The organism is Paraburkholderia sp. Ac-20340, assembly GCF_017104965.1.
In the GTDB taxonomy this organism is placed as follows: Bacteria; Pseudomonadota; Gammaproteobacteria; order Burkholderiales; family Burkholderiaceae; genus Paraburkholderia.
In genome coordinates this window covers 364,686-384,853 of sequence record NZ_JAAGPR010000003.1, presented here as the reverse complement: position 1 = coordinate 384,853, position 20,168 = coordinate 364,686, and the positions used below count along the sequence as shown (strand labels likewise).

Below are 20,168 nucleotides of genomic sequence, written 5' to 3'. Positions count from 1 at the left end.
AATAGCGCTCGTTTTTTCCGCCTCAAACGGATCTCCGCGTATATGACAACTAACACGCACGTGGCAAAACAGCCGCTACCCTCGCTCGCCGTAGCGGCCATCGGCGTGGTGTTCGGCGACATCGGCACGAGTCCGCTGTACTCGCTGAAAGAGGCGTTCAGCCCCGCCCACGGCATTCCTCTCAACGACACTTCCATCCTCGGCGTTATTTCGCTGCTGTTCTGGGCGATCGTGATCGTCGTCAGCGTCAAATACGTCCTGTTCGTGATGCGCGCCGACAACAACGGCGAAGGCGGCGTGCTCGCGCTGATGGCGATGGCCATGCGCTCGTTCGACCGCAGAAGCAAGGCGGCGGTGGTGCTCACGGCGCTGGGCATTTTCGGCGCCTGCATGTTCTACGGCGACGCGGTGATTACACCGGCGATTTCCGTGATGTCGGCGGTCGAGGGGCTCGAGCTCGCCGCACCGAAACTCGCGCACCTGGTCCTGCCGCTGACCATGGTGATCCTGATCGCGCTGTTCTGGATTCAGCGCCACGGCACCTCGCTCGTCGGCCGCCTGTTCGGGCCGATCATGGTGCTGTGGTTCGTGACGATCGCCGTGCTCGGCGTGTCGCGCATCATCGAGCAGCCGGGCGTGCTGGCCGCGTTCAATCCGTATTACGCCTTCACCTTCATGGGCGCGCACCTGCTGCAGGCCTACGTGGTGCTCGGCTCGGTCGTGCTGGTGCTGACCGGCGCGGAAGCGCTCTACGCCGATATGGGCCACTTCGGCGCCAAGCCGATTCGCTGCGCGTGGTACTCGCTCGTCATGCCCTCGCTGGTGCTGAATTACTTCGGCCAGGGCGCGCTGCTTATGCAGGACCATCACGCGATCGAAAACCCGTTCTTCCTGCTCGCGCCGGACTGGGCGCTGCTGCCGCTCGTCGTGCTCTCGACGGTTGCTACGGTGATTGCCTCGCAGGCGGTAATTTCGGGCGCATATTCGCTCACCAGTCAGGCGATTCTGCTCGGCTACGTGCCGCGCATGAAGGTGCTGCATACGTCCGATCTCGCCATCGGCCAGATCTATGTGCCGGTCGTGAACTGGATGCTGCTGTTCATCATTCTGTGCATCGTGGTGGCGTTCAAGAGCTCGGACAACCTGGCCGCCGCCTACGGTATCGCCGTGACCGCGACGATGGTGATCACCACGGTGCTGGTCGCCGTCGTGATGACGAAGGTGTGGAAGTGGAACAAGGCGCTCGTCGCGGCCATCATCAGCGTGTTGCTGGCCGTGGATCTGGGCTTTTTCGGCGCCAATCTGCTGAAGGTCGAAGAGGGTGGCTGGCTGCCGCTGGGAATCGGCGCATTGCTGTTCTTCCTGCTGATGACCTGGTTCAAGGGGCGCATGATCGTCAAGGAGCGCACGGCCGCCGACGGCATTCCGCTGATGCCTTTCCTGCAGGGTCTGCTGGCGCATCCGCCGCATCGCGTGTCGGGAACGGCGATCTACCTGACGGGCAGCGACACGCTCGTGCCGGTGAGCCTGCTGCACAACCTCAAGCACAACAAGGTGCTGCACGAACGCACCTTCTTCCTGACCTTCAAGATTCGCGACATTCCTTACGTGCCGAATGCCGAGCGCGTGAACGTGCGGGATGTGGGCGGCGGTCTGTATCTGGTGAAGGCCGATTACGGGTTCAACGAAACGCCGGACGTGAAGGCCGTGCTCGAGGAAGTGGGCCGCTCGCAAGGGCTGATGTTCGAAATGATGGACACGTCGTTCTTCATCGCGCGCGAAACCGTGGTGCCGACGCAGTTGCCCGGCATGTCGATTTTCCGCGAGCGTGTGTTCGCGTGGATGCATCAGAACGCCGCGAAGCCGACCGACTTCTTCAGCATCCCCGCCAATCGCGTGGTGGAGTTGGGGACGAAGATCGAGATTTGATGATGCGGTCGATGTGCGCTTATGCTTGCAGGCGCACGTCAAGCAAGGTGAGGCCCTGGCTCAGACCAGGGCCTTTTTGTATCTCCAGCCACTCATGTCTGGAGCCAACGTTGAGCCATTTACCACGTACCTGAAACGATGACGCTCCGCCTGCTTTTGATCGGGATGTTTGCTTTGGCCAACGTCTGGCAAACACCGGTGTTTGCTGCGCCACGCACGGTTTATCAAGGCACGCTGCAAGGTGCCGGGGAAATTGTGATGGAACTCGATAGCCAGCCCGCTACCAACGGGGAAATCGGCGGCCGCTACTTCTACGCGCGATTTGGCGTGGATATTCCGTTGAAAGGCAAACCCAACGATCTTCGCGAGCCATTAGCACTCGCCGACCTGCGCGCTCGCACGGGGGACAATAGTGCCGGCGGAGACGGAGTAGATTTCGATGAACCCGCTGCGATCTGGAAGGGGACGTTGGACGGAACCGGCTATCGCGGAAGCTGGATCGATCAACGTACCGGTGCGACGCGTACATTTGCGCTGAAGCGCATAGCGCAATACGATCCGGACAAGGTCGCGCCCGACGCGGTCGAAGCCGTGACGAAAGACATTTCAGGCGGTGTCGGAAGCGGGATTGCGTTCGACGCGGATATCAATGCAACTCAGGCGCCGTACGAAACCCGCAAACTAGAAGGAAGGGCGCAGCCTGTTGGGCCTGAGATCGGCGATGGCGTGGTCGCCTACCGGATGTGGCGCGATCCTCGTACAAAGTTTCTCTACCCGCGCTTGAGCCGCTATCCCGACGCGCAGCGCATGGCGCACATCAACCACCTGCTCGAACAGCGCCAATGGCAATTGAGTCTGGCGGCACTGGCTTGCGTGGCGACGCGCTACACCGACGACGGTCCGGCTGCCGGCACGCTAGGCGATATCGACGACGAGATCGTCGAGGTCACATGGCTGTCGACGGCATTGCTTGGTGTTACCGAGGCGGGCAGTTCGTTCTGTGGTGGTGCGCATCCCGACAATCACTATGTACCGATCACGTTCGACCTGCTGCGGGGCGACTATCTGGATTGGAACCGGATCTTGAAGGCTTACCAGATGAACAAGGATGGCTTTCCCGAGCCCACCGCGCAGATGACGGATTTCATCAAGCGCACACATGACCGCGGACTGAAAGTCAAAGGGAGCGACAGCGACGAGGATCTGGATTGTGCGGATGAACTGCCGGAGTATCTCGCCTATGCCTTATACGCGCCGAACACGCTCGGGTTCGTGGTTTCCGGAATCGGTCACGCATTGGGCGCGTGCCTCGGACCGCAAGTCAAGGTGACGTTCGATCGATTGACGCCTGTACTGCAGCCCGACGCGGCGCGTTATCTCGTACCCAGTGTCAAACTTGCGCCTGTCATGCGCACGGGCCAGTAGGACCGCGTGCGCGTGACAGGTTTTTACCGCTTCAACTTCGCAAACGCCGCCGCCATCGCGCCAGCCGGTTCCGCATCGCGCGAACGCTGGCCGCCACGATTGCCATTGCCGCCGCGATCGCCGCGCTCATTCCGGTCGCGATTGCCGCCGGCACCCGCGCCGCCGCCGCTACGTTGCGCAGCGCTTGCAGGATCGTCGTCCATACGCATGGTGAGCGCGATACGCTGACGTTTCACATCGACGTCGAGCACCTTCACCTTCACGACCTGACCGGCCTTCACGACTTCGTGCGGGTCCTTGATGAACTTCGTCGACAGCGCCGAAACGTGCACCAGACCGTCCTGGTGCACGCCCACGTCGATAAACGCACCGAACGCGGCCACGTTGGTCACGACGCCTTCGAGCACCATGCCCGGCACCAGATCCGAGACCTTCTCGACGCCATCGCGGAAGGTGGCGGTCTTGAACTCGGGGCGCGGGTCGCGGCCCGGCTTTTCGAGTTCGGAGAGAATGTCGCGCACGGTCGGCAGACCGAAGCGATCATCGACGAACTCGGTCGGCGAGAGTCCCGAAAGCGCCTCGCGATTGCCGAGCACATCGCCAATCGAGCGCTTGATTTTCGCAAGCATGCGCTCGACGACCGGGTACGCTTCCGGGTGAACCGACGAGCGATCGAGCGGGTTGTCGCCGCTGTTGATGCGCAGGAAGCCGGCGGCCTGTTCGAAGGTCTTGTCGCCCAGTCGCGGCACCTTCTTCAGGTGTTCGCGCGAAGGGAACGGACCGTTCGCATCGCGATAATCGACGATATTGCGCGCGAGCGTCGAGTTCAGACCCGACACGCGCGCCAGCAGCGCCACCGACGCCGTGTTCGCATCCACGCCCACCGCGTTCACGCAATCCTCGACGGTCGCGTCGAGCGAGCGCGCCAGTTCGCGCTGGTTCACATCGTGCTGATACTGGCCGACGCCAATCGCCTTCGGCTCGATTTTCACGAGTTCGGCGAGCGGGTCTTGCAGACGGCGCGCAATCGACACGGCGCCGCGCAGCGAGACGTCCATGTCCGGGAATTCCTTCGCCGCCAGTTCGGATGCCGAATAAACCGACGCGCCCGCCTCGGACACCACGATCTTCTGCAGCTTCAGTTCCGGATGCTTCGAAATCAGTTCGCTCGCCAGCTTGTCGGTTTCACGCGAAGCCGTACCGTTGCCGATACTGATCAGCTCCGCCTGCGTTTGCGCGGCAATGCGCGCGAGCTTCGCGAGCGAGCCGTCCCAGTCGCGGCGCGGCTCGTGCGGGTAGATCGTGTCGGTGGCGAGCACCTTGCCGGTGCGATCGACCACGGCCACCTTCACGCCCGTGCGCAGGCCCGGATCGAGGCCGATCACGGCCTTCGGGCCGGCCGGTGCGGCCAGCAGCAGATCCTTGAGGTTGCGCGCGAACACGCGGATCGCCTCGTTTTCGGCCTGCTCGCGCAGGTTCGTCAGCAGTTCGTTTTCGAGATGCGGCTGCACCTTGACGCGCCAGCACCAGCGGCACACATCGGAAAGCCACTTGTCGCCCGGACGGCCCTGATTGGCGATGCCGAAGTGACGCGCAATATGCGCTTCGCCCGGATGCGGCGTCTGCGTATCCTGCTCGCCGCCGAGTCCCAGCTTGACCATCAGCACGCCCGCGTTGCGGCCGCGGAACAGGGCGAGCGCGCGGTGCGACGGCACGGTCTTGATGGTTTCCGAGTAGTCGTAGTAGTCGCGGAACTTCTCGCCTTCCTCGTTTTCCTTGCCTTCGACCACGCTCGACATCACCACGCCCTGGTTGTGCAACCAGTCGCGCAGCTTGCCGAGCAGTTCGGCGGTTTCGCCGAACTGTTCCGAGAGAATGTCGCGCGCGCCGTCGAGCGCGGCTTTCACGTCAGCCACGCCCTTTTCGGCGTTCACGTACTGCGCGGCTTCGGTTTGCGGATCGAGCAGCGGGTTGGCGAGCAGGGCGTCGGCGAGCGGCTGCAGGCCGGCTTCGCGGGCGATCTGCGCACGCGTGCGGCGCTTGGGTTTGTAGGGCAGATAGAGGTCTTCGAGGACCTGTTTGCTGTCGGCGGCTTCGATGGCGGTGCGCAGCTCGTCGGTGAGCTTGCCTTGCTCTTCGATGCTCGCGAGGATCGCGGCGCGGCGCTCTTCGAGCTCGCGCAGATAGATCAGGCGCTCTTCGAGCGTGCGCAGCTGCGTATCGTCGAGATTGCCCGTGACTTCCTTGCGGTAACGGGCGATGAACGGAACAGTCGCTCCTTCGTCGAGAAGCTGGACGGCGGCCGCCACCTGACGCGGCTGAACGGTCAGCTCGCTGGCGATACGCTGGACGATCTTGAGTGCTACGGTTTCCGTCATAGGGTCTGGATATTCCTGCGAGGATCGGTTTGCGGTCCGGATTGGCTATCCGGCAACCGGCGGGACAGGTCCGCGATGGGAGGCCCGCCGGCCAGTAGAGCGGGGCATTTTGCCATAAATGGCGGGGCGCTCAACTCGGGGGATGTTAGAATTTGCGGCATGTTCCGCTGCCCTCAGAAGACGTTGAACCCATCCCGCTTGATGCCTGGCTTGATACCCGATTCCCTTTCCGTCCGGTCCATTGCGCGCGAAGTCGCGGCATGGCGGACCACCGCCCGTGCGGCGGCGTGTGCCGTAGCCTTGCTGGCATCGGTGAGTGTTCCGGCCCTCGCGCAGGAAGCGGCTTCCGGGGTGGTGTCCGGTGTCGATACTGCGGGCAAAGGCGCGCAAGGCGTGCGCCCGGCGTCCAGCGCAGCCGTGCCGTTGGCGGCTTCCGGCGCGCAGGACACGAGCGGTGCGCCGAACGATTTCGGTGCGCGCCAGAAGGTGCTGGACCGGCGTACGGCGGAAAATAACTATGAATATGGCGTGGCGCAGCACAACTGCTACGACACGTTTTTCGTGAATCACTGTTTGGGCAAGGCGCGCGACAAGATGCGCGTGGTGCAGGCCGACATCCGCCGCGAGCAGTTGGCACTCGACGAAGAGCAGCGCGCCGATAACGCGCGCCGCCGCGACGAACAGGCCGCCCTGCAGCGCGCCCGCGATCAGGCCGACGCGCCGCAGCGCGCCGCCAACGAGGCGAAGAGCGCGCAGTCGTTCGAGGACAAGCAGCGCCAGCATGAGCTCGATCAGGCGCAGCGTCAGGCAGAAGCGCCGCAGCGTGCCGCCAATACGCAGGCGTTTGAGAACAAGCAGCGTCAGCACGCGCTCGATCAGGCGCAGCGTGCAGGTGCGCAGGCGCAGTCGCAGCGCGACGCCAATCAGGCCGCCTACGACAGCAAGCAGTCGAATTACCAGCAGCAATTGGACCAGGCACGCCGCGAAGGCCAGCAGAAGGCTCAGGAGCGCGACCAGAAGGCCGAGCGTTTCGAGCAGAAGCAGCAGGACGCGGCAAAGCACGCGGCTGACGTGCAGGAACGTCAGAAGCAGGCGGCCGAGAAGGCGCAGCAGCAGGCGCAGCAAAAGCAGCAGCAGGAACAGCAGCTCAAGCAACAGCAGGATCTGCTGAAGCAGCAAAAGCAGCAGAACCAGTAATACCCGGCAACGCCCAGGCCATGCCGGGCGATACCAGGCTTACCCGGCAACATCACGCTTTTTCAGCCAGACAGCAACCTCAGGCGTGCGACCCTTTCGCAAGGTGCACGCCGATCATGACGAGGAGGCGAGCATGCGCGAGCAACGTGAAGTCAAGAGCGAGGTCCTTCGTGACCGTATTCTGCAACTGGAATCGGAGCACGGTGATCTCAACCGTACGATCGAGCGGATGTGCGAGACGTCGGACTTCGACGATCTCGAACTGCAGAAGCTGAAAAGGCGCAAGCTCAAGCTGAAAGACAACATACTCCTGCTGCAATTGCAGCTGGACCCCGATTTACCGAAGACCTCGAACGGCCACGCCTGATTCCGGGTCCCGGCAGGCGCCGGGGCGCGGCAGCAGTCGGGCCGCGCCCCGAGATCCGAGCAGGAACCGCTTGCCTTGAACTCAACGACCGTTTCCCGATCCGGTTCTGCGCGCGACGACAGCGCGCGGAACGGCGACGCGCGCGCCGCGCAAACGGCGTCGCCGCCCGCACTGAGCCCGCGCCGTGTCGCCGAGCTCGAAGAACTGTTCGCCGCCGATGGACTGCTGGCGCGCGAGATCGACGGCTATCGTCCGCGTGCCGCGCAGATCGAGATGGCGCGTGCCGTCGCCGCTGCCATGGAAGCCGCCGCCAAGGCGCTGCCCGAACCGGCGATGTTCGAGACGCAGTCGCGTCCGGCGCGCCGTCTGGAGCGTGGTGCGCCCATCGCCGCATCGGCTGGCGACGAAGCCGCGAATCTCGCCAATGCCGCCGCCGAATCCGGCGACAACACGCTGATCGTCGAAGCCGGGACGGGCACGGGCAAGACCTACGCCTATCTCGTGCCGGCCATGCTCTGGGGCGGCAAGGTGATCGTTTCGACGGGCACCAAGCACCTTCAGGACCAGCTTTTCGCCCGCGATATTCCGACGGTGCGCGACGCGCTCGCCGTGCCCGTGAGCGTCGCGATGCTCAAGGGCCGCTCGAACTATCTGTGCCACTACTACCTGCAGCGCACGGCCGATAACGGCCGCCTGCCGTCGCGACAGGAAACCTCGTATCTGCAGGAGATCATCCGCTTCGCGAAGATCACGCGTTCGGGCGACAAGGCGGAGCTCGCGAGCGTGCCGGAAACGGCGGCTGTGTGGTCGATGGTTACATCGACGCGCGATAACTGCCTCGGTCAGGAGTGTCCGAATTACAAGGACTGCTTCGTGATGCAGGCGCGCCGCGAGGCGCAGCAGGCCGACATCGTGGTGGTGAATCACCATCTGTTCTTCGCGGACATCATGCTGCGCGATACCGGCATGGCCGAACTGCTGCCGAGCGCCAACACCATCATCTTCGACGAAGCGCACCAGTTGCCCGAGACGGCCACGCTGTTCTTCGGCGAGACGCTGTCGACGTCCCAGTTCCTCGAACTCGCGCGCGATTGCGTCGCCGAAGGTCTGAGCCACGCGCGCGATGCCGTGGAGTGGGTCAAGCTCGGCGCAGGGCTCGAACGGGCGGCGCGCGATGTGCGCCTCGCGTTCAAGGAAGATTCGCTGCGCGTGTCGATCACGCAGCTCCCCGAAGATCATCCGCTATTCGATTCGCTCGACGCCTTGCAGACCGAGCTTGGCACGCTGGCCAATGCGCTCGCTGGCCAGGCGGAGCGCGCGGAATCACTCGGCGTCTGTCTGCGTCGCGCGCGCGAACTGCAAGGCGTGCTCGGCGGCTGGACGGCAGGCGGATCGGCCGAAGTCGTGGCGGCCGACAACAAGCGCGAAAAGGCCGGAGAAAAGCCGGGCGAAGCCGCGCAGGAACACGGCGACGACGAAAAAGTCCGTTGGGTCGAAGTGTTCTCGCACACAGTCCAGTTGCACGAAACGCCGCTGTCCGTTGCGCCGATTTTCGCGAAGCAACGCGCGGGTGTGCCGCGCACGTGGGTCTTCACCTCGGCGACGCTCTCGGTGCGCGGCGACTTCACGCACTACGCGGCGCAGATGGGTTTGAGTTCGCGCCGTTCGATGACCTTGCCTAGCCCGTTCGACTATCCGCAGCAGGGCTTGCTGTACGTGCCGCGCAATATGCCGCAGCCGTCGTCGCCGCAATTCACCGATGCCGTGTTCGATGCAGCGTTGCCCGCCATCGAGGCTTCGGGCGGCGGCGTCTTTATGTTGTGCACGACCTTGCGCGCGGTCAACAAGATCGCCGATCGTCTGCGCGATACGATCGAAGCACGTGGCTGGAACACGCCGCTGCTGGTGCAGGGCGATGCGAGCCGCACCGAGTTGCTCGAGCGCTTTCGCGCCTATGGCAATGCCATTCTGGTGGGCAGCCAGAGCTTCTGGGAAGGCGTAGACGTGCGTGGCGATGCGCTGTCGCTCGTCGTCATCGACAAGCTGCCGTTTGCGCCGCCCGATGACCCTGTGCTGGCCGCGCGTCTCGATGCGCTGACGAAGAAGGGCTTGAGCCCGTTCGCGGTCCATCAACTGCCGCAGGCGGTCATCACGCTCAAGCAGGGGGCAGGGCGCCTGATTCGCGCGGAAACCGATCGAGGCGTGCTGATGATCTGCGATACGCGTCTTGTCGATAAGCCTTATGGCCGACGGATCTGGCAGAGTTTGCCGCCATTTAAACGCACGCGCGAGATCGAAGTCGTGCAGGCGTTTTTCTCGGGCGAAGAAGAGGCTCAGGAAGGCGCGTAATATGCGCTTTCAGTTAAGCGAGGTGAGTTACATGCGTGGAGCATGAAATTCATCCTCGTCTTATCGAAGCAACACCGAATCCGCATTTAAAGCGCGCAAATACAAAAAAGCCACGAACTCGCGTTCGTGGCTTTTTCGTTTGCCTGTCGCACGCCTGACGATGACGTCAGGCTGCACGACAGTTCGCTTCGATACCCGCTGAAGCCGAAGCTTCGTGGGCAACGGGCGAATGCAGCTTACTGGCTTGCGCCCGATGCCGGAGCAGCAGCCGAAGCAGCAGCGTCCGAAGCAGCAGCGCCTGCGTCCGAAGCAGCAGCCGTAGCCGAAGCAGCAGCGTCGCTCGCAGCAGCAGCAGCGCCCGATGCAGCAGCTGCGGAATCCGAAGCGGCAGCAGCCGGCGCCGAAGCAGCGGTCGCATCGCTAGCCGGCGCAGCAGCTTGGTCGCTGCTCTTGTTGCATGCAGCCAGTGCAACAGCTGCCAGCAGGGATGCTACGAGGAGGGATTTCTTCATGATCACGTCCTTTTATGGTTAAAGGTAAGCAACAGCGCAAAATAATACCGGTAATGTGCCCCAACACCGACCTTGAGCCGCTGGTGGAGATGCACTGCAAGAGCGTGAATCTTCCCTACGGCCTGGGCGGAAATTATAGGCACTTTCGTATCGACCGTCGACAAATCCGGGGACAATACGTTGTCTTTCTCATACAAGCACTATATTAGTACGGTATAACAGCCCGAAGCGCTTACGCAAGCACCCCTAGCTGTAACCAGCCCGCACAATACCACTCGTGTAGCAACACTGTCACACTCGAATCGTGTGAGAGTGTTACAAAGCGTTTCCCATCCAGCAAGCGGTTATCGGCTAGTTCCGGCAACCACTTCCTTGCCTCTTTGAGCAAGTACTGTTCCCCGTTCAGGTAATACGACCGCGCATCGTAAAGCAGGATTGTCCTGCGGTCGAGTCTTATCCCGTTTTTCGCGGCGCGCGCAACAAAACGGGCCTCGTCGAGGGGCTTTTCGGGGGCGTCGAACACCACATTGGATTTCGGTTCTGAAAGCCAGGAGCCCACGAACGACGACACATCGGCGTCGTCCCAGCGCACTTTAGCAAGCACTGACGAGACGCGCTCCACAAGTGCCGGGGGCAGTTGTGCGGGATGCTCGACAGCGGGCTGATCGGGGTCCTGATAAAGCTCGCGCTTGCCCGTTTCCGCACTCTCCGTGCCGCGTTCGGCGAGCCAATAGAGGAACTGGCTCGTGAGTTCGTCGGTGGAAGGCGAACGAAAGCCGATCGAGCACGTCATGCACTCGCCTTCGGCCACGCCGTCGTGCGCGATGTGGGGCGGCAGATACAGCATGTCGCCCGGCTCCAGCACCCATTCTTCTTCCGGCTCGAAATTCGCAAGAATCTTGAGCGGCATACCTTCCTGCAAGGACAGATCGCGCTGCGCGCCGATGCGCCAGCGGCGCGTGCCATGCACCTGCAGGAGAAACACGTCGTAGGAGTCGAAATGCGGGCCGACGCCGCCGCCATCACTCGCGTAGGAGATCATCAGATCGTCCAGGCGCGCGTCGGGCGCAAAACGGAAGCGTTCGAGCAGTGCGCGGGCGCGATCGTTGTGCAGATCGGCGCCCTGCACGAGCAGCGTCCACTGGCGCGTTTTGGGTGTGGGCAGTTCATCGGCGGCAAACGGGCCGTGTTCGAGCGCCCAGCGCTTGCGGAAATGCGTGATGAGGCGCGATTCCACATCTTCGCTGTCGGCCAGCTCGAACAGTTCGTCGCGCGTGAGCGGCGCTTCGATGCCGGGTATCGCCTGGCGGATCAACAATGGCTTTTTCTGCCAGTATTTCTTCATGAACTGCGCGGGACTCAGGCCACCTAGCAGCGGCGTGGGCGTATCGGGCGCAGGACATGCCAGGGAAGGGGAGGCGCGCTGCTTGCGGGCGTCCTCCGGGTGCTCAGGGGACCGCTTGGGCATCGTATAATGAGGTCTGTAATCTGGAGAATCGAATGAAAATCGCAAAGGACACCGTCGTGTCGGTCGCTTACAAGCTATCGGATGCGCAGGGCAATCTGATTGAGGAAAGCGACGAGCCGATGGTCTATCTGCACGGCGGCTATGATGGCACGTTCCCCAAGATCGAGGAAGTGCTGGACGGCAAGGAGCCGGGCTTCGAGACCCAGATCCAGCTTGAGCCGCAGGATGCATTCGGCGAGTACGACCCGGAGCTGGTGAAGATCGAGCCGCGTGGCCGCTTCCCGGAACCGCTCGAAGTCGGCATGCAGTTCGAAGGCACGCCGGAAGAGGGCGACGAAGACCTCGACGCGCTCATCTACACGGTCACCGACGTGGCAGAAGACAAGGTCGTGCTCGACGGCAATCACCCGCTCGCCGGCATGGCGCTGCGTTTCTCGCTGTCGGTCAAGGAAGTGCGTCAGGCGACCGAAGACGAAATCGAACATGAGCACGCGCACGGCGCGGATGGCCTCGAAGTCGTCGACGAAGATGAAGACGAAGACGGCGACGAAGCCGATTCGAAGCCTACCCTGCACTAAGCAACACCCGTAGTTCCATGCGCCGGCTCTTATGCCGGCGCATTTCGTTTCAGATTCGATTTCAATCCGCTTTCTGTGTCGCCCCGCTGTCCTGCGGCGATCAGTTCGAAGGCGCGGCGGGCGTTTGCTGCTGAATCCACGGCGGCGGCATCAGTGGTCTTGGTGGCGCAACCGTTTGCGATGCGCCCGATGCCGGCGGCGCGCCAAACATCCCCGTTTCACTCACGCCACTGCCGCTGGCCGAACTCGCTGCGTTGAGATCGGGCGCCTGCTGCATGCCCGGAATTTCCGTGACATCGGGCATCGACGAAATCTCGGGCATGTCGGGCACGATCGGTTGCGGCTGCGTGGGCAGCAAGGGCAGATGCTTCGGTACGTCGTGAACGCTGACGCGTAGCGGCGTATTACGTGCCATGTCCGCGTCGATCTGCAGCCACTGCGTAAGCGGATCACGCAGCGAAAACGCGACGCGCGTTACGTTAGCAATCCTGATTCCTTTTTCGTTGCGCAATGGCTGCTCGATGGTGAAGCCGCGCGGCAGCCTGGCTTCGTCGGGATTCACGATGACGATCGGGCCGCGGAAGTTATCGGCGAGCTTGAGCAGGCTGCGGCGCAGTTCCGCGTAGCCGTCGCGCGGCGCGCGGTGAAAGCGCAGCCAGGCGAAGCGGTCGTTGCGTTCTTCGCGCTCGGGGAATACGTCGGCCTGCATAAAGATGACGATGGCGCGTGCGTTACGGCGACGCGCAAACTCCGCCGCATGTTCGAGCCAGAAACCATTGGCGATCACGCGGTCTTCGAACTCGCCGTTGCGGCCGCCCGCGTTCAGATAGTGATTGTTGCCGCTGGGTGCATTGAGCGCGACGAACACCGTGTCACCCACCTGCCAGCGCACGTTTTCGCGATAAGGCCGGAAACGGGAGACTTCGCTTTCGCGCGTGAGCGAAAGCGGGGTCTCGCCGAGCGCCTTGGCATCGGCATAGAAGTTCTGGCGCAGGAAATCGAGCCGTTCGACCGGATCGTAGCCACCGGCGCCGCTGCTGCCGCAAGTGACCCAGTCGCGTTGACCGGGCACGAAGACAACCGGCGCGCGCGATGCATCGAGCAGCGTGTGGCGACGTTCATAGAGACGGTCGAGGCACGATTCGCGCGGGCCTTTGATATTGCCGTCGTAGACGAGAAAGGAGATCTGCGGATCGCGCCCGATCGCGTCGATCAGGCGCTGCAGCGTGGTTTCGTCGCCGGGTTCGGTGACGACGTTCGCCACGACGGCGAACGCGTAGCGCCAGGTGGGCGTTTGCGTGGGTGCTGCGTATGCGTTGCCTGCTAAGGCAAGCGCGCCAGGCAGAAGCAGTGCGGCCAGCGCACGTTGCAGAGCAGGCAAAGCAGAACCGCCGCGGCCATATCGTGATGGCCACGGCGGCGTCGCGAGGCGACGCTTAGCGGCTGGCGTCCGGCTTGCTCGCCAGCTCATGCAGTTCGTACAGGAGGTCGAGCGCTTCGCGCGGGCGCAACTCGTTTGGATCGAGCGCGCGCAGACGTTCGGCAACCAGTGCGGCTGCGGGATCGGCGGGCGCGTCTTCCACGTAGTGCTGCGCGTTACGCGTGTCGTGGTCGCGAGGATCGTCGATCTCGTCGAACGCGTCGATCGATGCAGCGGGCGCGGCGAACAGATCGAGTTGCGGTGTCGGCTGGCCCGCCGACAGTTGCTCCAGATGCACGAGATGCTTGCGCGCCGCGCGGATCACCGCGTTCGGCACGCCCGCGAGCTGCGCAACCTGCAAACCGTAACTCTGGTTCGCCGGCCCTTCGCTGACCGAGTGCAGGAACACGATGCCGTGCCCATGCTCGACCGCCGAAAGATGCACGTTAGCCGCCTGCGCAAATTCCGCAGGCAGTTGCGTGAGCTCGAAGTAGTGCGTGGCGAACAGCGTATGGCAACCGTTGCTCGCGAGCAGATGCCGCGCGATCGCCCACGCCAGCGCGAGGCCGTCGAAGGTGGACGTGCCGCGCCCGATCTCGTCCATCAGCACGAGACTTTGCGGCGTGGCATCGTTGAGAATCGCCGCGGCTTCGGTCATTTCGACCATGAAGGTCGAACGTCCGCCCGCGAGATCGTCCGCCGCGCCGATACGCGTGAAGATGCGGTCGATCGGGCCAAAACGCGCGCGCCGTGCAGGCACGTAGCTGCCCACATAGGCGAGCAGGGCGATCAGCGCGGTCTGACGCATGAACGTCGATTTACCGCCCATGTTCGGGCCGGTGATGAGCAGCAGCTTGCGGTCGGCGTGAAGCGCGCAGTCGTTGGCGATGAACTGCTCGACCTGCGCCTCGACCACCGGATGGCGCCCCTGTTCGATCTCGATGCCCGGCGCTTCGGAAAACGCCGGCGCGCTCCAGTCGAGCGCGCGTGCGCGTTCCGCAAACGCGGCGAGCAGATCGAGTTCCGCAAGCGCGGCGGCCACCCGCTGGCAATCGGCGATAAAGGGCAGCAGCGCCTGCAGCAACGCGTCGTACAGACCCTTCTCGCGCGCAAGCGCACGTTCCTGTGCGGACAGCGCCTTGTCCTCGAACGTCTTCAGTTCGGGCGTGATGTAACGCTCGGTGTTCTTGAGCGTCTGACGGCGGCGATAGTCGTCGGGCACCTTGTCGGTCTGACCGCGCGTGACTTCGATATAGAAGCCGTGCACCTTGTTGTACTCGACCCGCAGATTGCCGATGCCGGTACGCGTGCGCTCGCGTGCTTCCAGATCGATCAGGAACTGGCCGCAGTTTTCCGACATGTCGCGCAACTCGTCGAGTTCCGCGTCGTAGCCGCGTGCGATGACGCCGCCGTCGCGAATCATCGCGGCGGGTTCGGGCGCGACCGCGCGCTGCAGCAGATCGGCGCATTCGGCAGGCGGCTCCAGCGCATCGACAATGCGTGCAAGCGACGCGGATGCACCGCCCGCCATGGCGACCTGCTCGCGCAGGGTGGGCAGTGCGGCGAAGGTATCGCGCAGGCTGGACAGGTCGCGCGGACGCGCCGACAGCAGGGCAAGACGCCCCGTAATACGTTCGACGTCGGCGATCTGGCGCAACGCGCTACGCAGGGAGTCGACGCTCGCCGGCGGCGGCGCGTCGAGCAGCGCGCCGATCGCCTGCTGGCGCATTTGCGCGATGGCGGCGTCGCGCGGCGGATGATGCAGCCAGTGACGCAGCAAACGGCTGCCCATGGTCGTGCTGCAGGTGTCGAGCAGCGAACAGAGCGTGGGCGATTCCGTGCCGCGCAGCGTCTCGGTCAATTCGAGATTGCGCCGCGTGGCCGGATCGAGGCCGATGTATTCCGATTCCGCTTCGACCTTGAGGCTGCGCACGTGGCGCAATTGCTGGCCTTGCGTGGCTGCAGCGTAAAGCAGCAGCGCGCCGGCCGCGCCGCAGGCGCTCGTGAGCGTTTGCGCGCCGAAGCCGTCGAGGCTTGCCACGTCCATCTGGTCGCACAGGCGCTGCTTGCCCGAGGCGAGGTCGAAGTGCCACGACGGTACGCGCGTGAGCGCGCCCACGCCCGCCGGCGGCGCCCAGCCCGACGATTCCGAAGGCATGTCCGCGACCAGCACTTCAGCGGGACGGATGCGCTCGAACGCGGTAGCAACCTGTTCCGGCGCGACTTCGGCCAGACGCAGCGCGCCGCTCGCCAGATTGAGCCACGCGAGGCCGACGTTCACGGTCACGCCGCGCCGGTTGTGGCCGGGGCAGACCGCCATCAGGTAGACGTCGTTTTTATCCGAGAGCAGGGCGGCGTCGGTGAGCGTACCGGGCGTGACCACACGCACGACCTTGCGCTCGACCGGGCCTTTGGAGGTGGCCGGATCGCCGATCTGTTCGCAGATCGCCACGGATTCGCCGAGCTTCACCAGCTTGGCGAGATAACCTTCGCAGGCGTGGTGCGGGATGCCCGCCATCTTGATCGGATTGCCGGCTGATGCGCCGCGCTGCGTGAGTGTCAGATCGAGCAGGCGCGCGGCTTTCTCGGCGTCGCCGAAGAACAGCTCATAGAAGTCGCCCATCCGGTAGAACACGAGCGTGTCCGGGTGGTCGGCCTTGATGCGCAGGTATTGCTGCATCATGGGGGTGTGTTGCGCGATGTCGCCGGCGCTGGCGGTGTGTGTAGCCATCCTCGGAGTCTTGCTAAGGTTCAGGGCGTGAGTTTAACCCGCGGCGGGGGCGCGTGAACCTGGCCGGATGGCCAGGCGGCGTGCAAATCCTTGCGCGATAGCGTAGGAATGCGCGCCAGATTGACGGGGATTCTGCGTCGATGGGTTGTGCGTCGACGGTTGTCGGGCGCCGAAGAACTACTCGTCCACCAGCGCCTGCATATCGATCGTGCGTGCGTTTGCCGCACTGCGCCGCATCGCGAGCCAGATCATCCCCGAAACGAACGTGCCGAACACGACGATGATCCACTGCACCGGCATCTTCGCCGTCAGCAGCAGCGCGTAGGCGCCGAGCATCAGCAGGACGGCCAGGTTCTGGTTGAAGTTCTGCACGGCGATCGAGTGGCCGGCCGAAAGCAGGGTCGCGCCGCGATGCTGGAGCAGGGCGTTCATCGGCACGATGAAAAAACCCGCGAGCGTGCCGAGCAGCACCATCAGCGGATAAGCAAACAGCAGGTAGAAGGGCATGATGAAGCTGCCGAAACGCACGCCTTCGCCTGGCGGAAACAGGCCTTTGCTGTAGAACGCCATCGCCATGGCCACGACGCCGCACAGCACGCCCACGGGCAGCACGCGCAGCGAAGCGCGCAACGAGACCCACGCGGCCGCAGCGGCGGCGCCCAGCGCAATGCCCAAACCGGTCACGCCCTGCATCACGGCAGCCTTCGAAAGCGAAAGACCGAGGTTGGCGTCGGCCCATTTGAGCACCAGCAATTGCAGCGTGACGGCCGCGCCCCACATCAGGGTCGTGACCCACAGCGCGATCTGCGCGAGCTTGTCGGCCCAGAGCACGTTGAAGCAGTGCGTGAAATCGGAGACGAGCCGGCCCGGCTGCTTCAGACGGTTTTCATAGCGCGCGCCGGTGTCGGGAACGCCGATGTTGATGAGCGCGGCGATTGCATAGGTGATCATCGTCGCGAGCATCGCGAGATCCGCGGCCGAATGGATCAGCGGCATCGGATGACGCGTGATGAAGCGCTCGGCGTAAGTGGAGACCAGCGCGCCGCCCATCATCGTGCCGACGATCGTCGAAAGCACCGTCGCCGATTCCAGCCACGCGTTGGCCGCCACCAGCTTTTCGGCGGGCAGCAATTCAGTGAGGATTCCGTACTTTGCGGGCGAGTAAGCCGCCGCGCCGAAGCCGACCACGCCATACGCGAGCATCGGATGCACGCCCGCGATCATCATCAGGCAGCCGGTTGCCTTGAGCGCGTTCGAGACGAACATCACGTGCCGCTTTTGCAGCGCATCCGCGAAAGCACCGACGAAGGGCGCAAGCAGCACGTAGGAGACGGTAAAGAAGATCTGCAGCAGCGGCGTGACCCAGGCCGGCGAGGAAATCACCGTGAGCAGCGCGATTGCCGCGATCAGAAGTGCGTTGTCGGCGAGCGACGAGACGAACTGCGCGGCGATGATCGTGTAGAAGCCTTTTTTCATCGCAGGTAAATCGAAAGATGGACCGGGCGCGCCAAACAAAAAAGCGGCCGAAGCCGCTTGACTCGCCGGGATGGGCGGCCTGGCCGGATCGACCAGGCCGCCACCGATGCGGCGATTGTGACATGGGCGGCCGGGCGCTGCAGTTTTCCCCCGCGCGCCGCCGCATGTGAAGCGCGATCAGGCTTCCTTCGTTTCCTTCTTGAGGCGCGTGTACTTCGAGAGGATCGGCACCATTTGTGCGTAGATCTTCGGGTTGCCCGCGACGACTTCGCCCACGTGCAGGAAGTCCGAATCGCCCGTGTAGTTGCCCACCAGGCCGCCGGCTTCGGTGATCAGCAGTGCGCCTGCAGCGACGTCCCACGGATTGAGGCCCTGTTCGAAGAAGCCGTCCATGCGGCCTGCAGCGACGTTCGCCAGATCGAGCGCTGCCGCGCCCGGGCGGCGCAGGCCGGCGCAGGCGTTGGTCATTTCGGCGAACAGGTCGCAGTAGCTTTCCAGGCCGTCCTTTTCGCGGAACGGGAAGCCCGTGCCGATCAGGCCATCGGCCAGACGGTCGCGGCGGCCCACGCGGATGCGGCGGTCGTTCAGGAATGCGCCACGGCCGCGCGAAGCGGTGAACAGGTCGTTGCGCGTCGGGTCATAGACGACGGCCTGCGTGACGATGCCCTTGTGCACGAGCGCGATCGAGACGCAGTAGTACTGGAAACCGTGGATGAAGTTGGTGGTGCCGTCGAGCGGATCGATGATCCACTGGTATTCGGACTCGTCGCCCGAATCGCCCGATTCCTCGGCGAGGATGGCGTGGTCGGGGTACGCGGTCTTGAGCGTCTCGATGATGGCGGCTTCGGCGGCCTTGTCGACCTCCGTGACGAAATCGTTGTGCTGCTTTTTCGAAACCTGCACGAGGTCGAGATCGAGCGACGCGCGGTTGATGATCTGTCCGGCGCGGCGCGCGGCCTTGACAGCAATGTTGAGCATGGGATGCATGAGCCTGGATATCCTTGTAATCCGGCGCGCGCGGGCAGCGCGGCGCACGGGGGTGCCGAAGATAAGAGCGTCTAACGATTGGACAGGACGCAAGCCGCGCGTTCGAGCTGCGCAGCCTGGCGGAACCTGTCCCGCCAACGGAGACGAATTGGATAAGAGCGGTGCGCGGGAGTCCCGATGGCCGGTCAATCTTCAGACAAGTGACCGGAAACGCTAGCCGAAAAACGCGCGCGAATCTCGCATTTTACCCGAGTCTGGGGCGTCTGGGCTGGCCGTGTACGGGATTACGCGAATGCCTGCGGGACGGGGGCTGTCGTTCGAGGGTCGGCTTACCCTGTCGTATCCCGCCGCATCCCGCCGTACCCAATAGGCCGCCGTGGCGAGGCGCGATAACATACGCCTTTCCTTACGCCGTTCTTCGAGATTCATCTTGGTGCAGCCCCCCGAATCCAATACCGTTCACGCCGCCGGCGACGCCCACGAGCCGCTGCGCGGCGGTTTCACCTCCACACGCTTCGTGCTGGTCGAACCGAGTCATCCCGGCAACGTCGGCGCGGCGGCGCGCGCGCTCAAGACCATGGGTTTTTCGCGTCTGGTGCTGGTCGCCCCGCGCGTGCCGCAGGTCCAGCTCGATCCCGAAGCGATCGCCATGGCCAGCGGCGCCGACGACGTGCTCGCCGCCGCCCACATCGTTCCGACGCTCGCCGATGCGCTGATCGGCACCCAATGGTCGCTGGCGCTCACGGCGCGCATGCGCGAATACGGTCCGCCGCCCGGCGCGCCGCGTCAGGCCGTGCAGGACGCCTGCCGCCAGGTCGCGCACGGCGATATCGCGCTGGTGTTCGGCAACGAGCGCACAGGTCTTTCGAACGAAGACGTCGAGCGCTGCAGCGCGCTTGCGCATATTCCGGCCAATCCGGCCTATAGCTCGCTCAATCTGGCTCAGGCGGTGCAGGTGCTGGCTTATGAGCTGCGCGTCGCTTATCTCGATGGGGAAGGCGCGGGTCTGGCCTTGCCCGCGGCGGGCGATGGCGCGGCTGGCGGAGCCGGTGCGTCGGGCACGCCGCTCGCCACCAGCGACGACATCGAGCGCATGTACGTGCATCTCGAAAACGCGCTGATCGCGCTCGATTTCCTCGATCCGGCCAATCCGAAGAAGCTGATGTCGCGTTTGCGGCGCCTGTTTGCGCGTTCGGGGCTCGAGCGCGAGGAAGTCAATATCGTGCGCGGCATTGCCAAACACATCCTCATGCTCAAGGGCAAAGGCGGCGCGAAATAAGCGCCACGCGGGCAGCCAGGCGACCAACCTTGCTGCCCGCGTGGACTTCCCGGCTGTCGTGCGCCTTTCGCC

The 20,168-nt window shown here is 63.9% G+C and carries 14 protein-coding genes; 7 read left to right on the top strand and 7 right to left on the bottom strand.

The annotated features are described in order from the left end of the window. Positions 1–42: 42 nt before the first annotated feature. Together G3N59_RS06915 and G3N59_RS06910 are read left to right on the top strand one after the other, a co-directional pair. Positions 43–1,929, top strand: coding sequence for a potassium transporter Kup (locus G3N59_RS06915; RefSeq protein WP_205981805.1), 1,887 nt, complete (start codon positions 43–45; stop codon positions 1,927–1,929). A gap of 138 nt (positions 1,930–2,067) precedes the next feature. Continuing rightward, entirely contained in the window at positions 2,068–3,354 is a 1,287-nt protein-coding gene (locus G3N59_RS06910) for a hypothetical protein (protein ID WP_241023225.1), read from the top strand. Between the two features lie 23 nt (positions 3,355–3,377). On the opposite strand, the gene G3N59_RS06905 is transcribed toward G3N59_RS06910, so the two are convergent. After that, complete coding sequence (locus tag G3N59_RS06905; protein WP_205981803.1) at positions 3,378–5,732, bottom strand: Tex family protein; 2,355 nt, start codon at positions 5,730–5,732, stop codon at positions 3,378–3,380. Positions 5,733–6,044: 312 nt separating this feature from the next. On the opposite strand from G3N59_RS06905, the gene G3N59_RS06900 reads away from it, so the two are divergent. From G3N59_RS06900 to G3N59_RS06890, 3 genes are all read left to right on the top strand, one after another. Then, entirely contained in the window at positions 6,045–6,929 is an 885-nt protein-coding gene (locus G3N59_RS06900; RefSeq protein ID WP_346777854.1) for a colicin transporter, read from the top strand. Between the two features lie 133 nt (positions 6,930–7,062). Next, a complete protein-coding gene (locus G3N59_RS06895) occupies positions 7,063–7,296 on the top strand; it encodes a DUF465 domain-containing protein (protein ID WP_205981801.1) in 234 nt (77 codons plus the stop codon). A gap of 75 nt (positions 7,297–7,371) precedes the next feature. After that, complete coding sequence (locus tag G3N59_RS06890) at positions 7,372–9,645, top strand: ATP-dependent DNA helicase (RefSeq protein WP_205981800.1); 2,274 nt, start codon at positions 7,372–7,374, stop codon at positions 9,643–9,645. 236 nt (positions 9,646–9,881) lie between these two features. Here the strand turns inward: G3N59_RS06890 and G3N59_RS06885 are convergent, their stop codons facing one another. Beyond that, positions 9,882–10,157, bottom strand: coding sequence for a hypothetical protein (locus G3N59_RS06885; protein ID WP_103703960.1), 276 nt, complete (start codon positions 10,155–10,157; stop codon positions 9,882–9,884). A gap of 232 nt (positions 10,158–10,389) precedes the next feature. Continuing rightward, positions 10,390–11,625, bottom strand: a complete 1,236-nt coding sequence (locus G3N59_RS06880; RefSeq protein ID WP_205981799.1) for a cupin domain-containing protein — start codon at positions 11,623–11,625, stop codon at positions 10,390–10,392. A gap of 32 nt (positions 11,626–11,657) precedes the next feature. Between G3N59_RS06880 and G3N59_RS06875 the strand changes: the two genes are divergently transcribed. Next, a complete protein-coding gene (locus G3N59_RS06875) occupies positions 11,658–12,203 on the top strand; it encodes a peptidylprolyl isomerase (RefSeq protein WP_205981798.1) in 546 nt (181 codons plus the stop codon). 100 nt (positions 12,204–12,303) lie between these two features. Here G3N59_RS06875 and G3N59_RS06870 read toward each other — a convergent pair whose 3' ends face one another. The 4 genes from G3N59_RS06870 to G3N59_RS06855 form a co-directional block, all read right to left on the bottom strand. Then, complete coding sequence (locus G3N59_RS06870) at positions 12,304–13,584, bottom strand: hypothetical protein (protein WP_205981797.1); 1,281 nt, start codon at positions 13,582–13,584, stop codon at positions 12,304–12,306. Positions 13,585–13,639: 55 nt separating this feature from the next. Beyond that, on the bottom strand, positions 13,640–16,354 hold the full coding sequence (gene mutS / locus G3N59_RS06865; protein WP_205981796.1) for a DNA mismatch repair protein MutS: 2,715 nt from the start codon (positions 16,352–16,354) through the stop codon (positions 13,640–13,642). A 177-nt stretch (positions 16,355–16,531) separates the two neighbouring features. Next, positions 16,532–17,830 (bottom strand): lysophospholipid transporter LplT, encoded by a 1,299-nt coding sequence (gene lplT, locus G3N59_RS06860; protein ID WP_205981795.1) that lies wholly within the window; start codon positions 17,828–17,830, stop codon positions 16,532–16,534. Positions 17,831–18,007: 177 nt separating this feature from the next. Further along, a complete protein-coding gene (locus G3N59_RS06855; protein WP_205981794.1) occupies positions 18,008–18,817 on the bottom strand; it encodes an inositol monophosphatase family protein in 810 nt (269 codons plus the stop codon). A gap of 433 nt (positions 18,818–19,250) precedes the next feature. Between G3N59_RS06855 and G3N59_RS06850 the strand changes: the two genes are divergently transcribed. After that, positions 19,251–20,096 (top strand): RNA methyltransferase, encoded by an 846-nt coding sequence (locus tag G3N59_RS06850; protein WP_205981902.1) that lies wholly within the window; start codon positions 19,251–19,253, stop codon positions 20,094–20,096. Positions 20,097–20,168: the final 72 nt, after the last annotated feature.